We start from the raw sequence: 14186 nt of genomic DNA on the forward strand, positions 1-14186 counted from the left end.
CCGGTTCGGTTATAGGGCTTCTCACCAAACGGTATCGCCTTTCAGATGCTGGTTGTCACGTGCGGTCGTGGCGGAATGGTAGACGCGCAAGCTTGAGGTGCTTGTGGGGGAATACCCCGTGGAAGTTCGAGTCTTCTCGACCGCACCATTTTTTCAGCTCTCACAAAAATCAGTTTTAAAATTGTTCTGGTTTCTGTGAGAGCTGCTTTTTCTCAAAATATTAAATTTTTAACGGCTTATGGCTGCAAATTGGCTCATTTGGCCATATTCAGGCCCAGCTTTCCCGGTTTAAAAGCAAATAGAGCTAGTGTTGCCGTATGGGTCACACTTTTCTGCGTGTTTGCGCAAAGCACTCTGTTGTTTTGCCGGTGGGCAGGATTGATTTGACGAACGGGCGTCCCCGCGATTACGAGCGACAGAGTTCACTTTTGTTGTAACTTTTTTAAGGTGTCGTATTCGTGTCCAAGCCCAAGCCTTTACGTAAAGCAGTCCTGCCGGTTGCAGGGCTAGGTACACGCTTCCTGCCGGCGACCAAAGCCATGCCGAAGGAAATGCTGACAGTCGTCGACAGACCTCTGATTCAGTACGCGATTGATGAAGCGCGTGAAGCTGGGATTGAAGAATTCTGTCTGATTACGGGCCGTGGCAAAGATTCCCTGATCGACTACTTTGATATTGCCTATGAACTCGAAGCGACACTGCGTGAACGCAACAAACTGGACACTCTGAAGGCGCTTGAACCGACCAGCATTGAAGCAGGTTCGCTGGTGGCCGTGCGTCAGCAGGAACCGCTGGGGCTTGGTCATGCCATCTGGTGCGCCCGCAGCTTTATTGGTGATGACCCGTTCGCCATCCTGCTGCCGGATGATATCGTGAAGTCTGGCACCTCCTGTGTGAAGCAGCTGGTTGATGCCTATAACCAGACAGGCGGAAATGTTCTGGCGGTAACAGAAGTGCCGCGTGAACAGACCAACCGTTACGGTATTCTGGACATCGGCAAGGACGATGGCCGTCTGGTGGAAGTGAAGGGCCTTGTTGAAAAGCCCAAGCCGGAAGATGCTCCGTCCAACCTGTCCATCATTGGCCGTTATGTGCTGACCCCGGATGTGATGACGCATCTGTCCAAGCTGGAAAAAGGCGCGGGCGGTGAAGTGCAGCTGACGGACGCCATGGCAAAAACCATTGGTCATGTGCCGTTCCATGGCCTGCGCTATGAAGGTGAGCGTTTTGACTGCGGGAATAAGATCGGCTTCCTGGAAGCACAGATTGCATTCTCTCTCGAGCGCCCCGATCTTGCCGACGATGTGAAAGCATTCCTGAAAAAATATACGTCTCAGATCTGATGACGTTTACGCACACGTTCAACCCGACCAGTCTCCGCGAATATGATATTCGCGGGATTGTCGGGAAAAGCCTCACGTCTGAAGATGCCTTTGCCATTGGGCGGACGTTTGGATCTGTTGTCGTTCGTCATGGCGGCAAAACTGTTGTGACCGGTTATGATGGCCGCCTGTCTTCCCCGGATCTGGAAGATGCGCTGGTTAAAGGGCTGGTTGCCTGCGGGTTGAATGTTGTGCGGGTGCGCTGTGGCCCGACCCCAATGCTGTATTTTGCGTCTGTCTCCCTGCAGGCTGATGGCGCAGTAATGGTAACGGGGAGCCATAACCCGGCAGATTATAACGGCTTCAAGATGATGCTGGCCGGGAAGCCTTTTTTCGGGCCTCAGATTCAGGAGCTTGGCGTTCTTGCTAAAACCGGCGATGTCGTGCCCTCTGCACACGGGGCGATACGCGGGCTTGATTTACGTACCGACTACGTGCGCCGTTTGCTCAAAGACTGGGATGGGGGCGAGAAACCTCTTAAGGTTGTCTGGGACAACGGGAACAGTGCTGCAGGAGATGTCCTGCAGAAACTGGTTGCCGGGTTGCCCGGTGAACATACCGTTCTGAATGGCGCGATTGACGGCCATTTCCCCGCCCATCATCCAGACCCGACCGTTGCGAAAAACCTTGAACAGCTGATTGCGGAAGTTCGCAGGCAGAAGGCGGATGTTGGTCTGGCCTTTGATGGCGATGCAGACCGGGTTGGCGTGGTGGATGATCAGGGGGAAATCCTCTGGGGGGATCAGATCCTGATTCTGCTGGCGCGGGATGTTCTGAAAACGCATCCCGGTGCGACAATTATTGCTGACGTTAAAGCCAGTCAGGTTCTGTTCGATGAAGTCCGCAAGGCCGGGGGCAAGCCGCTGATGTGGCGAACCGGACATTCTCTCATCAAAACCAAAATGGCAGAAACAGGGTCTCCGCTGGCCGGTGAAATGTCAGGCCATATTTTCTTTGCCGATAAATGGTACGGGTTTGATGATGCCCTGTATGCCGCAGTGCGGCTGCTTGGTATTCTGGCGCGCCAGGACAAGCCCCTTTCCGCCATCAGAGAGGCGTTACCCCGCACCGTTTCAACTCCTGAAGTGCGCTTTGATTGCGATGATACGCGCAAGTTCAAAGTGATTGAGGAGGTTGCGGCTCGTTTGCGGCATGAGGGCGCGGATGTCTCCGAAATTGATGGTGTGCGCGTCAATACGCCTGATGGCTGGTGGCTACTACGGGCATCCAACACACAGGCTGTTCTGGTCGTACGTGCGGAAGGGCCGGATGAGGCTGCTCTTGAGCGCCTGAAGCAGGCTGTGGTGGCGCAACTGGCGCAGTCTGGCCTGTCCGCACCAGATTTTTCCGGGAATAACGCCGGGCATTAAGAAAACCCTGCCGGCTTGAAGTTTATGGCCGGCATGACCACTTTGGGTTTCGACAAAACGTTTCCTTCCGACTATATAGAGGACCTATGTTGTCCGGTTTAGTGGACCCCGCGGGGCGCCGCATCTCCTATCTTCGTGTTTCGGTCACAGATCGCTGTGACATGCGGTGTACGTACTGCATGTCCGAACGCATGACGTTTTTACCGCGCGCAGATGTTCTGGATTTTGAGGAGTTGCTGCGGCTGTGCCAGGTTTTTGTGAAGCATGGCGTCAAACGGTTGCGGATTACCGGGGGCGAGCCTCTGGTGCGACGGGATATTGGTCCGTTTTTTGAAACGCTGGGCCAATGGCTGCACCATCCCGAACAGGCGGGATCTCTCGACGAATTAACCCTGACGACCAATGGCAGCAGACTGGCGTTGTATGCCGAGACGTTGTTTCGCGCCGGGGTGCGGCGGGTCAATGTCAGTCTGGATACGCTGGATGAAGAGCGTTTTGCCAGCATAACGCGGCGGGGAAAACTGGCTGCCACGCTGGACGGCATCAAGGCTGCACGAGATGTCGGTCTGGCGGTGCGGGTCAATGCCGTGGCGATGGCTGGCGTGAATGATGATGAATTTGACGCCATGCTCGCATGGTGTGGAGAAATTGGCGCTGATCTCTGTCTGATTGAAACCATGCCAATGGGGGATACGGGGGAAGATCGCACAGCCCGCTATCTGCCGTTATCAGAGGTCAAGGCTGATCTTGCCAGACGGTGGACGCTGGAGCCGGTGGCAGATCGCTCAGGTGGGCCCGCGCGCTATATGCGTGTTGCGGAAACCGGGCAGCGCATTGGTTTTATCACCCCGATGAGCCATAATTTCTGTGCGACCTGCAACCGTGTGCGTCTGTCCTGCACCGGACAGCTTTATACCTGCCTCGGGCATGAGGATGGCGTAGATTTGAGGGCTATTCTGCGGTCTGGCGGGGATGACGCTGCTATTCTGGCCGGCATACAGGCAGCTATTGATCGCAAGCCGACGGGGCATGATTTCATGCTGGGAGCAAAGCCAGGAGAAGTCTCCGGGCCTGTGCGTCACATGAGTGTAACAGGCGGCTAAGAACGCTTGCTATCGGTGGGTGATTCAGTCTGAGCAGCGTCAAGAACACTCTCCAGCGTATGTGTAAAGGCACCGGGTTTTAAAGGCTGCTGCTGGGTAGGTGAGGGAGCCCAAGCCGTCAGAATAGCCATATGCAGCGGCATGGCGAACGTATCCGCTTCATTCTGATTCAGTTCAGCCGCAGCGGCGGGGAAGAGGAGGCGCGGCGGCACAGTCCTGCTCCGCAGAGCCAGAGCGTTTGTCTCTCCTGCTGCGCGTAAATCCCGCAAAAGCGCCATGAGAGAGCGGTAACGTAAATCCAGCTTTTCCGTATCCACAACCGGCAGGGCAAAGCCTGCACGCTGGAGCAGGTGCGCGCAGCTTTGTTGCGTTGGCAGCGGCGAGACACGCGGCGAGATCCCGTCAGATAATGCCAGCTCGGCATCATCCAGAGCCTGCCTGAGCGGGCGCAGGGTTGGCAGGATTGGCATGCTGGCGAGGAACAGACCGTCCTGCTTCAAAATGCGGCAAATCTGGCTGAATGTGCCGGGGAGGTCATTAATCCAGTGCAGGGAGAGGCTGGCGGTCACCAGATCAAAGCTGTGCGGGGCAAAAGGGAGCGTTTCTTCATCCGCGCAGATGGCGTGTTTGGGAGCGCACGCCGCCATGGCGGGAGAAAGATCGGATGAGATGACAGGAATGCCGCGTGCCGTCAGCCGTTGCGCCATAACTCCGCGACCGCCCAGATCAAGCGCACAGGTAAAATGCCGGGTGACATCATCAAGCCGGTCCATCAGAATATCCGCAGCGGCATCCAGAATAGGCATGACTGAGGTTTGCAGTCTTGCTGAGCGGGTTCTGTGGGCTTTGACCGCCTTGCGATCAAAAATGACGGGGGCATCCATAACGGGAGACGCTGCGCGTTTCAGGTTGGTTTGCCAAGGGGAGGCGTGGCCAAAACATATGCTGCACGAGGCTTTGTGATGGTGGGGAAATATGCCCGGAAAATAGGGACGGCAGCGCTGGACGTGCTGTTCCCGCCCACGTGCCTGTTATGCAATGCGGATGTCGCGCAGGCAGGACTGGTCTGCACAGACTGTTTCGGGCGACTGCATCCTGTTGTGGCCCCCTGTTGTGATGCGTGTGCCACGCCACAAACTGCTCAGGCTTATATTGGGGTAGATGGGTTATGTCCGGCCTGTGAACGCCATCATCCGCTCTGGGCGCATGCTCGTGCGGCATTTTTATATGATCAGGCAAGTCGGGACCTGATCCTGCAACTGAAATATGCGGACCGGCTCGAAAATGCCCGCTTTCTGGCAAACCGTATGGTGCAGGCCGGACAGGATCTTTTGGTCTCGGACGCCGTGCTGGTGCCTGTGCCGGTGCATCGCTGGCGCCTGATAGGGCGGCGTTACAATCAGGCTGCGATTCTTGCCTGGGCGCTGGCGCGAAGAACCGGATTGCGCTGTGTGCCAGATGCTCTGGTGCGCAGAAAAGCAACGTCACGTCTGGCAAGCTTTTCGCCGCAGGAGCGAAAGGCTGAAATGGTGGATGCCATAGCCGTGCATGGGGGACGCCTTTCAGAGTTTGCAGGACGATCCGTAGTGTTAGTGGATGATGTGCTGACGACTGGGGCAACAGCAACGGTCTGCACGCAGGTCTTGCTGGATGCCGGTGCGGCCTCGGTTAGCCTGCTGGTGGCGGGGCGGGTGCCTGCGCAAAAAGAAGTTGATCTTGATTTTCCAGTCATGGAAACGACTATGTGAAGAGAAGTGTAGGCATGCCGGATTTGGCTGCCCTATAAAAATGAGGAAAACGGCAGGATGCCAGCAATAGAAATTTATACGCAGCCCGGTTGCCCATATTGCGTGCGCGCTGTGCGGCTTCTTGAGAGCAAGAATGTGTCGTTCAAGGAAATTAATGCTCCCCCAGGCACGCCGGAACGGGAACAGGCATATGAGCGCTCAGGCGGCAGCTCCACTGTGCCACAGACATTTGTGGATGGGCGGCCTCTGGGGGGCTGTGATGATCTGATGCGTCTGGAACGGCAGGGGCAGCTGAACGCCGCTCTTGGGCTGGCGGACTGATCCGGGAAGGCGAGGAATGATCTGCTACCGTTTGCGCTGTGCTGCCGGGCATGAATTTGAAGGCTGGTACCGTGACAGCGCAACTTTTGCGCAGTTACAGGCTGGTGGCTTTCTGTCCTGCCCTGAATGCGGCCACGCGGACGTGCAGCAGGCGCTGATGGCCCCCGCCATTTCCAAAAAATGCTCAGACAGCCCCGCCCCTCGTCAGAGTCCTGAGAGCTCGGTTGAAGGTGCTACGGAAAAGGCTGCCAGTGCAGTTTTGCCCGACCAGATGGTCGCAGCCTTTCAGAAAATCAGGCAGGCCGTGGAAACCGGGTGTGAAAATGTGGGAGATCGCTTTGCTGAGGAAGCCTTGCGGATGCACCACAAGGAAGCCCCGGAACGCGGGATCTACGGTCAGGCCTCGGAAGAGGATCGTTCCATGCTGGCGGACGAAGGCGTGGATGTTTTGAGTATTCCATGGGTGCGCCGTGCTGATGGCTGAATGTTGAAGGGCTGGCTGTAACGTGGCATGACCACCAGCTGGTTCCAGCCCGTACCGCCCTTCTGCTGGCGTGTCTGAAAAGGGAGAAGAGCAGCGTGATTCTCAAAAACGCGTGGATGACGGCGTTTCTCAGCTCGTTTCTGCTCTGTGCCGCAGTGATAGCGCCAGCTTATGCGCAGGCAGCTGAAGCGCCGGAAAGCGTCTTTATGGGCTACTGGCTCAGCCAGGGGCATGACGGCGTTTTTAAAATTGGGATGTGTGGCGATACCGTCTGCGGTCAGCTCGTCGGGCTGAGCTATCAGGGTGACGATGTGCCCAAAGACCATAAGGGGCAGTCCGAATGTGGCCTTCAGATGCTGACGGACTTCCGTCAGTCGTCCGACGATAAAAAGCGCTGGAACGGCAAGATCCTCGATCCGGATAGCGGGCATGTCTATCAGGCTCAGATCTGGTCTCCTCAGAAAGATGTTCTGAAGTTGCGCGGCTATATAGGCCTGCCACTTTTTGGTGAAACACAGACCTGGACGCGGTATGAGGGGACACTGGGGCCAGTTTGCAAAATGCCCTGAAATAAAAATAATAAGGCGATAACAGTATGACACACTCCTTTTCCCGACGTATTTTTGGTCTGGGTAGTTTTGCGGGTGCTTTGACTGTCGCCCTGCCTGCGAAGGCGGCGGATGATACAGCAAAAGCGCCTTCGCAGGATGAAAAACCAACCCGGCGGACCATCTGTTACATTGGCGGCTACACGAAGCACGGGCCGCCCGGTGGGAATGGAGAAGGCATCAGCGTTTTCGAGATGAATCAGAAAACGGGTGCGCTGACTAACCTGACAACCTTTACTGATATCGCCAGCCCTTCTTACATCACGCTCTCACCCGACCGGCGTTTTCTGTATGCGCTGAGCGAGATTAATGACTTTGACACCTCGCACAGCGGGTCCGTAACGGCTTTTCTGGTTGATCAGGAAACGGGTGGGCTGAAAAAGCTGAATACGGTTGCCTCTGGTGGGGCTGATCCTGCCCATCTGAGCGTTCATCCCTCAGGCCGGTTTGTCATGGTGGCGAATTACACCGGTGGCACCATTGGCATTCTGCATGTGCTGGCTGATGGGTCTCTGGGGCGCATGACGGACCTTATCCATAATTCCGGTCCCCGGATGCCCGACCGCGCTGCCGATAACCCACCCGGTAACTTTGCCGTGAGCGACCATTCCTCCGCGCATCCGCACATGATCAAGACCGATCCGAGCGGCAAATTCGTGCTGGTTATGGATGCCGGGCTGGACCGTGTGTACGTCTGGACCATCAATCTGGAGACTGGCAAGCTTTCTCCCGCTGCCGTTCCCTTTACGACCATGACTCCCGGTTCCGCACCACGCCACTATGTCTTTGGCTCTGAAGGTAAGAAGATTTATCTGCTGTGTGAGCAGGATTCCAAGGTGGTGGTGGCGGATTTTGACCCGCAAACGGGCAAAATTTCCCCGCAGCAGACTGTCAGTTCTGTCACAGCCCACTTTCGGGGTAGCACACTGGCGGCTGGTATTCTGCTCTCCCCGGATGAGCGCTTTTTGTATGTTTCAAATCGTCTGGGGGATTCGCTGGCAGTCTTTCAGGTGTCCAAAGATGGCAGCCTGACTCTGGTCGATGAAATCTGGACCCACGCCGATTATGGCCGGTCTCTGATGTTCGATCCGTCTGGCAGCTATTTGTATGTTGCAAACCAGAGGAGTGATTCCATCACGTCATTCCGCGTGGATAAGACAACCGGCAAGATCAGCTTCACGTGGGACTTCACACCAGTTGGAAGCCCCACATGTTTTGAGTTTATGACAATCGCAGCAGACCCGACGGACGTCAGCCCTTCCTGAAGGCTGCGATGTAATTCACGCTCAGGTCCCGGCTCTCTTTCCACCCGGAAAGAGAGGGGGACATGCCGGCAAGAGCCTGAATGCGCAGGTCGGCCTCCCGGCCAAAACGCCCCAGCTCTGCCGGGGTAAGAAATTTGCGCCATTCATGCGTGCCGATAGGCAGCAAACGCAGCACATATTCCGCGCCGATTTTGCCCACCGCCAGAGAGCGCAGGGTCCGGTTCATGGTGGAAACAATCACAATCCCACCCGGCTCAACCAGATCAGACAGCATCTTCATAAATGCTTCAGGATCAGTGACATGCTCGATGATTTCTAAGGCGACGACGGCGTCAAATTTCGCCTTTTCTTCCACCAGTTCTTCCGCACTGCCAACCCGGTAGTCCAGCGTGCCGGAGCCTTCTGGTAGGGGGTGGGCTTCCAGATGCGCACGGGCGGCGGCAATGCCGTCTGCCGAGGCATCCAGCCCCAGAACATCGTGGCCGGCTTTGGCCAGAGCCTCACTGGCAAGACCCGCGCCGCAACCAATATCCAGCACCCGCACATGGCGCGTGGTGCGGCCCCGCATAGGGAAGTGGCGGCAGGCCCAGCTAATGCGCAGGGCGTTCATGGCGTGCAGTGGCCTCATGGGGCCGGTCGGGTCCCACCACTGGCTGGCCAGTGCGCTGAAGCGGGCGATTTCCTCAGGAGAAACGGAAGAGGCAGCGTCTCGGCTGGAGGGATGCATGGAACAAAATTCCTTTCCTGCTGATCTCCCCCGCTGGACGAGAGGGGGCCGGGAAGGGTATGTGACGCGCCTTGTGAAGCTTCGCAACCATTTGCAGCCCGTCTGGTGGAGAAAAAAATTATGCCCGGTTCCGTCCCTCGGATCGTCATGAAGTTCGGTGGAACATCCGTGGGGGATCTTGAGCGCATTAAGGCCGTGGCCGAGCGTGTCAAAAAACAAAAGGAAGCCGGCTGTGATGTGCTGGTGGTTGTCTCGGCCATGGCCGGGGAAACCAACAAGCTTGTCGGCTACTGTCAGAACCTGTCTGACCTGCATGATGCCCGGGAATATGATTCCATTGTGGCAACAGGTGAGCAGGTGACAAGCGGCCTGCTGGCCATTGCACTGCAAAAGCTGGGCGTGCCCTCACGCTCCTTTGCTGGCTGGCAGGTGCCTATCCGCACCGACTCGGCACATGGCAAAGCCAGTCTGGACACGATTGATGGTGAGCGCCTGCTGGGCTGCATGGCCGAAGGCATGGTGCCGGTTGTCGCAGGCTTTCAGGGCGTGGGGCCTGATGGGCGCGTGACGACGCTGGGGCGCGGTGGGTCCGATACGTCCGCTGTGGCTCTGGCTGCTGCCATCAAGGCGGACCGATGTGATATTTATACCGATGTGGACGGGATTTACACGACAGACCCGCGCATTGTGGCCAAAGCCCGTAAGCTTGAAAAAATCACCTATGAAGAAATGCTGGAACTCGCCTCGGTAGGGGCCAAGGTTCTGCAGACGCGCAGCGTGGGGCTTGCCATGCGTGAGCAGGTGCGTGTTCAGGTGCTTTCAAGCTTTGTGGATGGCCCGGCGATGGTTGAAGGTAAACTGCCCGGCTCTCTTGTGGTGGATGAGGACGAAATCGTGGAAAAGAAACTGGTAACCGGCATTGCGTATTCCCGTGATGAAGCAAAGCTGTCGGTCAGGCGTATTCCTGATCGTCCGGGTATTGCCGCGGCCATTTTCGGCCCGCTGAGCGAAGCCAACGTGAATGTGGACATGATTGTGCAGAGCACGGGTGCTGATGGCACAACGAACATGACATTCACCACCAGCAAGACCGATCTGCCGCGTGCTATCAGCACGCTGGAATCTGTGCGGGATGCCGTGCAGTATGAAGAGCTGGCAACAGACGATGATGTGGTGAAAATCAGCGTTGTCGGCACAGGCATGCGCTCGCATGCTGGCGTAGCTGCCACCATGTTCCGCACGCTGTCTGAACGGTCTATCAATATTCAGGTGATCTCTACCAGCGAGATCAAGGTGTCCGTCCTGCTGTCTGCCGAATATGCAGAGCTGGCCGTGCGCGCCCTGCACACAGCCTATGGACTGGACAATGTCTGACATGCTCGCTCTCGACCTGAACGCCCCGCCGACCGAGGCTGAAAAAGCCCGCGCCCGGAAGCGCTTTGACCATTTGTGTCGGCGCGGCACGGAGTTTCTCGGCACGGACTACGCCATTCTTGGCGGTGCGATGTCCTGGGTGAGTGAGCGGAATCTGGTTTCAGCCATTTCCAACGCAGGCGGGTTTGGCGTGATTGCCTGCGGTGCGATGCAGCCCGAACGGCTGGCGGAAGAAATTGCCGCCACCCGTGCGATGACGGATCGCCCGTTTGGCGTGAACCTCATCACCATGCATCCGCAGCTGGATGAGCTGGTGCAGGTCTGCCTGAACGCTGGCGTGGGCCATATCGTTCTGGCCGGGGGCATTCCGCCGGGTGCTGCCATTAAGGCGGCGAAGGAAGGTGGTGCAAAGGTTGTGGCCTTTGCTCCGGCACTGGTTCTGGCCAAACGTCTGATTAAAATGGGTGTTGATGCGCTGGTGATTGAAGGCGCAGAAGCAGGCGGCCATGTCGGCCCTGTTTCTCTGACCGTGCTGGCGCAGGAAATCCTGCCGCATATCGACCAGGTTCCGGTGTTTGTGGCTGGCGGTCTGGGCCGTGGGGATGCGCTTGTGTCCTATCTGGAGCAGGGGGCATCCGGTGGCCAGCTGGGCACGCGTTTTGCCGCTGCGGCAGAAAGCATTGCGCATGAGAAATTCAAGAAAGCCTTTGTGCGTTCCAATGCGCGTGACGCCATTACGTCTGTGCAGCTGGACGAGCGCTTTCCGGTTATCCCGGTGCGCGGCCTCGTGAATGAAGGGAGCCGCCGCTTCCTTGCGCATCAGGCAGACGTCATCAACCGCTTTCAGAGCGGTGAACTGACGCGTGAGGAAGCTCAGCTTGATATCGAACATTTCTGGGCTGGTGCGTTGCGCCGTGCTGTGATTGATGGTGATGTTGAAAACGGATCTGTCATGGCCGGGCAGTCTGTGGGTATGGTAAAGGCCGTTCAGCCCGTGGCTGAAATTATCTCTGACCTTGTTGAGCAGGCTGTTGTGGCGCTCGTCCGCCAGCAGCGGCGCATGGATTGTAATGGCTGAATCCGGTTCTGTTCCAGAGCAGGAACTTCCTGCTTTCTCCCCCCCATTGCCTGATGTTGAAAGCCTCGGGGTGGGGGCGGCGTTGCGTACGCGGCGGGAACAGCTTGGATGGTCTTTGCCGGATGTTGCAGCGTGGCTGCGGATCCGTGAATCTTATCTGGAAGCGCTGGAAAGCGGGCGGGCTGGTGTTTTCCCGGCTGAAGCCTATGCGCTTGGCTTTTTACGTACCTATGGGGCCGCTTTAGGGTTTGATGCTTCAGCTCTGGTCGTGCGTTACAAGCGGGAAGGGAAAGGGGGTGGCCGAAAGCCTGACCTGACCTTCCCCGCACCGCCGCCTGACAGGCGTATCCCGCCCGGTGTCAGCGTTTCTCTGGGGCTTGCTGTTATCCTTGCAAGTTATATCGGGTGGTATCACTTCATCGGGCATGCTCCGCCCTTGCCAGAGCATGTACCGCCGGTTGCCACCATTATTCCCGGTGCACAGACCAATAACGCGCCGTCTCCGCAGGTTGCCTCCATTCTGCCGGGGCCGGGTGCCGTGCCATCTCGCAGGCCAGAGGATCAGGCTTCTTCCGGGGTAAATGGTGCCAGTGTTCCTCAGGCGCAGGCTGGCAGCCAGCCGTCTCTGGATCAGAACGGCAATCCGGATTTCTCAAAGCCGTCATTTCCTGCGACGCAGGGTGAAGCGACGCCTGATGCCGGGGCGGTTGCTGCCGTAACCGGAGAGACTGCTACCGGAAACAGTGGGGCGGCAGGGGGCACGCAACCTGTGTCAGATCAGCCGGGCACCATTGCTCCCGCAGCTCTGCCGGATAATCAGGTTGTCCTCAAGGCCATTGCTCCCAGTTGGGTGCAGGTGAAGGACGCCAGCGGCAAGGTTGCGTACGATCACATCATGCAGGTGGATGATCAGTGGACCGTGCCCGCAGAAGGCGGCCCGTATAGCCTCACTGTAGGCAATGCTGGCGGTATTGTGCTGAGCTCAGGGACCGTGACGACGCAGCCGCTGGGGCGGAACGGGTCCGTGCGCAGAAAATTGGTGCTGACGCCTGAGGCTGTAAAAGACGGCTCTCTGGCCGCTGCACAGTCTGCGTCGTCAGCTGGTGTGTCTGGCCCGAGCCCGAGCGTAAGCCCCGCGGCACAAATGGGTAACGGTGTGCCTGCCGTGCCAGAGAGCAGGAGGCCTGCCGGAGTGAGCGGTGAGGGTCCTGCACCGGCTGTCGGGGCGGATGGACAGCCGCTGTCACCCCCGCCAGTTGCGGATGCACCGCCACAAGAGCCGCCCAAACCCCGGCCTCGGCATCGCCCTGTAGAAAAGCCTGAACCCAGTGCGGATGATCTGAATGCTCGTCAGCTTCAGGGGATAAGCGGGCACTGAAGGACTGTTTTTCGTGCTTTCATGTAGCCAACGCGCATTGATTTTGGCAGGAAGGCATCAAACGTAATAGGCAGGCGCGTGACGGAACGCGGTTTGCCTGACAACTGTCGTCGCGACAAAAGGATGTAACATGAGTGGCTACCGGCCTTACCAGCATATCGAGCGTCGGAAATCACGGAAAATCCATGTCGGCAAAGTTGCCGTCGGTGGGGATGCGCCGATTTCCGTCCAGACCATGACCAACACCCTGACCAGCGATGCGCAGGCTACGATCGAACAGATCCGCCGTGCAGAACTGGCTGGCGTGGATATTGTGCGTGTGTCCTGCCCGGATGAAGACAGCACCAAGGCGCTGGAAGAAATCGTGCGCGAAGTGAATGTGCCCATCGTGGCCGATATTCACTTCCACTACAAACGTGCGATTGAAGCCGCCAAAGCCGGTGCTGCCTGCCTGCGCATTAACCCCGGCAATATCGGCAGCCCCGACCGCGTGCGTGAAGTCGTGCAGGCCGCCAAAGACTATGGCTGTTCCATCCGTATTGGTGTGAATGCCGGCTCTCTGGAAAAGCACCTGCTGGAAAAATATGGTGAGCCGAACCCCGAAGCGCTGGTGGAAAGCGCTCTGGAACACGCCAAAATTCTGGAAGATCATGACTTCCGTGAATTCAAGATCAGCGTGAAGGCTTCTGACGTGTTCATGGCCGTTGCAGCCTATCAGCAGCTGGCTGATGCCTGTGACTATCCGCTCCATATCGGCATTACGGAAGCGGGCAGCAAACGTGCTGGCACCGTGAAGTCTTCTATCGGTCTGGGCAATCTGCTGTGGGCCGGTGTGGGTGACACCATGCGTGTGTCTCTCTCCGCAGCACCTGAAGAAGAAGTGCTGGTAGGCTGGGATATTCTGAAATCCCTCGGTCTGCGTCATCGTGGCGTGAAAATCATTTCCTGCCCGTCCTGTGCGCGTCAGGGCTTCAACGTGGTTGAGACGGTGCAGACGCTGGAAGATCGTCTGGCCCACATCAAAACCCCGCTGACCCTTTCCATCATCGGGTGCGTGGTGAATGGACCGGGTGAAGCGCTGATGACTGACCTCGGCGTGACCGGCGGTGGCTCTGGCCGCCACATGGTCTATTCCGCTGGCAAGCAGGACCATACCGTGCCGGGTGGCGACATGATTGAGCATGTTGTGGAACTGGTGGAAGCCCGCGTGGCGGCCATTCAGGCAGAAGAAGCTAAGGAAAAGGCTGAAGGCGTAGTGCCGGAACTGCCGGAAATGTCTTCCGCCAAATAAGGTCTCGGACAGGTGCGTGCGCGGGCTTTCTGCCTGCCACGCCCCCGAGAGATTTTT

14 protein-coding genes and 1 tRNA gene are annotated in these 14186 nt (G+C 57.5%); 13 read left to right on the top strand and 2 right to left on the bottom strand.

Annotated elements, in window-relative coordinates:
* Nucleotides 1–61: 61 nt before the first annotated feature.
* From AD928_RS13675 to moaA, 4 genes are all read left to right on the top strand, one after another.
* Nucleotides 62–148: transfer RNA gene (locus tag AD928_RS13675), tRNA-Leu, on the top strand.
* Nucleotides 149–458: 310 nt separating this feature from the next.
* Nucleotides 459–1343 (top strand): UTP--glucose-1-phosphate uridylyltransferase GalU, encoded by an 885-nt coding sequence (gene galU / locus AD928_RS13680; RefSeq protein WP_062251084.1) that lies wholly within the window; start codon nt 459–461, stop codon nt 1341–1343.
* On the top strand, nt 1343–2752 hold the full coding sequence (gene pgmG / locus AD928_RS13685; protein WP_062251085.1) for a phosphoglucomutase/phosphomannomutase PgmG: 1410 nt from the start codon (nt 1343–1345) through the stop codon (nt 2750–2752). Before galU ends, pgmG begins: the two co-directional genes overlap by 1 nt.
* Nucleotides 2753–2838: 86 nt before the next feature.
* On the top strand, nt 2839–3855 hold the full coding sequence (gene moaA, locus AD928_RS13690) for a GTP 3',8-cyclase MoaA (RefSeq protein ID WP_062251086.1): 1017 nt from the start codon (nt 2839–2841) through the stop codon (nt 3853–3855).
* On the opposite strand, the gene AD928_RS13695 is transcribed toward moaA, so the two are convergent.
* Nucleotides 3852–4739 (bottom strand): methyltransferase domain-containing protein, encoded by an 888-nt coding sequence (locus AD928_RS13695; protein WP_062251087.1) that lies wholly within the window; start codon nt 4737–4739, stop codon nt 3852–3854. The two genes, moaA and AD928_RS13695, sit on opposite strands and share 4 nt — an antisense overlap.
* A 78-nt stretch (nt 4740–4817) precedes the next feature.
* Here AD928_RS13695 and AD928_RS13700 point away from each other — a divergent pair, with 78 nt between their 5' ends.
* From AD928_RS13700 to AD928_RS13720, 5 genes are all read left to right on the top strand, one after another.
* Nucleotides 4818–5603, top strand: a complete 786-nt coding sequence (locus AD928_RS13700; protein ID WP_062140446.1) for a ComF family protein — start codon at nt 4818–4820, stop codon at nt 5601–5603.
* Nucleotides 5604–5660: 57 nt separating this feature from the next.
* Nucleotides 5661–5924 carry a glutaredoxin 3 gene (gene grxC / locus AD928_RS13705; protein ID WP_062251088.1) on the top strand — a complete coding sequence of 88 codons (264 nt, stop codon included), beginning with the start codon at nt 5661–5663 and terminating at the stop codon, nt 5922–5924.
* Nucleotides 5925–5940: 16 nt separating this feature from the next.
* The gene (locus tag AD928_RS13710; protein ID WP_062140139.1) at nt 5941–6408 is read left to right on the top strand and encodes a DUF1178 family protein; all 468 of its coding nucleotides are present in this window, start codon (nt 5941–5943) and stop codon (nt 6406–6408) included.
* Nucleotides 6409–6503: 95 nt separating this feature from the next.
* On the top strand, nt 6504–6977 hold the full coding sequence (locus AD928_RS13715) for a DUF2147 domain-containing protein (protein WP_231866167.1): 474 nt from the start codon (nt 6504–6506) through the stop codon (nt 6975–6977).
* A 26-nt stretch (nt 6978–7003) separates the two neighbouring features.
* Nucleotides 7004–8281, top strand: coding sequence for a lactonase family protein (locus AD928_RS13720; RefSeq protein WP_062251089.1), 1278 nt, complete (start codon nt 7004–7006; stop codon nt 8279–8281).
* Here AD928_RS13720 and ubiG read toward each other — a convergent pair.
* Entirely contained in the window at nt 8268–9008 is a 741-nt protein-coding gene (gene ubiG, locus AD928_RS13725; RefSeq protein WP_043552523.1) for a bifunctional 2-polyprenyl-6-hydroxyphenol methylase/3-demethylubiquinol 3-O-methyltransferase UbiG, read from the bottom strand. The two genes, AD928_RS13720 and ubiG, sit on opposite strands and share 14 nt — an antisense overlap.
* Before the next feature lie 120 nt (nt 9009–9128).
* On the opposite strand from ubiG, the gene AD928_RS13730 reads away from it, so the two are divergent.
* The 4 genes from AD928_RS13730 to ispG all read left to right on the top strand — a co-directional run bounded on the left by AD928_RS13730 (nt 9129) and on the right by ispG (nt 14129).
* The gene (locus AD928_RS13730; RefSeq protein ID WP_062251090.1) at nt 9129–10382 is read left to right on the top strand and encodes an aspartate kinase; all 1254 of its coding nucleotides are present in this window, start codon (nt 9129–9131) and stop codon (nt 10380–10382) included.
* Complete coding sequence (locus AD928_RS13735; RefSeq protein ID WP_062251166.1) at nt 10375–11460, top strand: NAD(P)H-dependent flavin oxidoreductase; 1086 nt, start codon at nt 10375–10377, stop codon at nt 11458–11460. Before AD928_RS13730 ends, AD928_RS13735 begins: the two co-directional genes overlap by 8 nt.
* Nucleotides 11453–12838: a helix-turn-helix domain-containing protein gene (locus tag AD928_RS13740; RefSeq protein ID WP_209436700.1), complete on the top strand. Its 1386-nt coding sequence runs from the start codon at nt 11453–11455 to the stop codon at nt 12836–12838. The genes AD928_RS13735 and AD928_RS13740 overlap by 8 nt, the downstream gene beginning before the upstream one ends.
* Before the next feature lie 130 nt (nt 12839–12968).
* Entirely contained in the window at nt 12969–14129 is a 1161-nt protein-coding gene (gene ispG / locus AD928_RS13745) for a flavodoxin-dependent (E)-4-hydroxy-3-methylbut-2-enyl-diphosphate synthase (protein ID WP_062140149.1), read from the top strand.
* Nucleotides 14130–14186 lie beyond the last annotated feature (57 nt).

The organism is Acetobacter cerevisiae (genome assembly GCF_001580535.1).
In the GTDB taxonomy this organism is placed as follows: Bacteria; Pseudomonadota; Alphaproteobacteria; order Acetobacterales; family Acetobacteraceae; genus Acetobacter; species Acetobacter cerevisiae.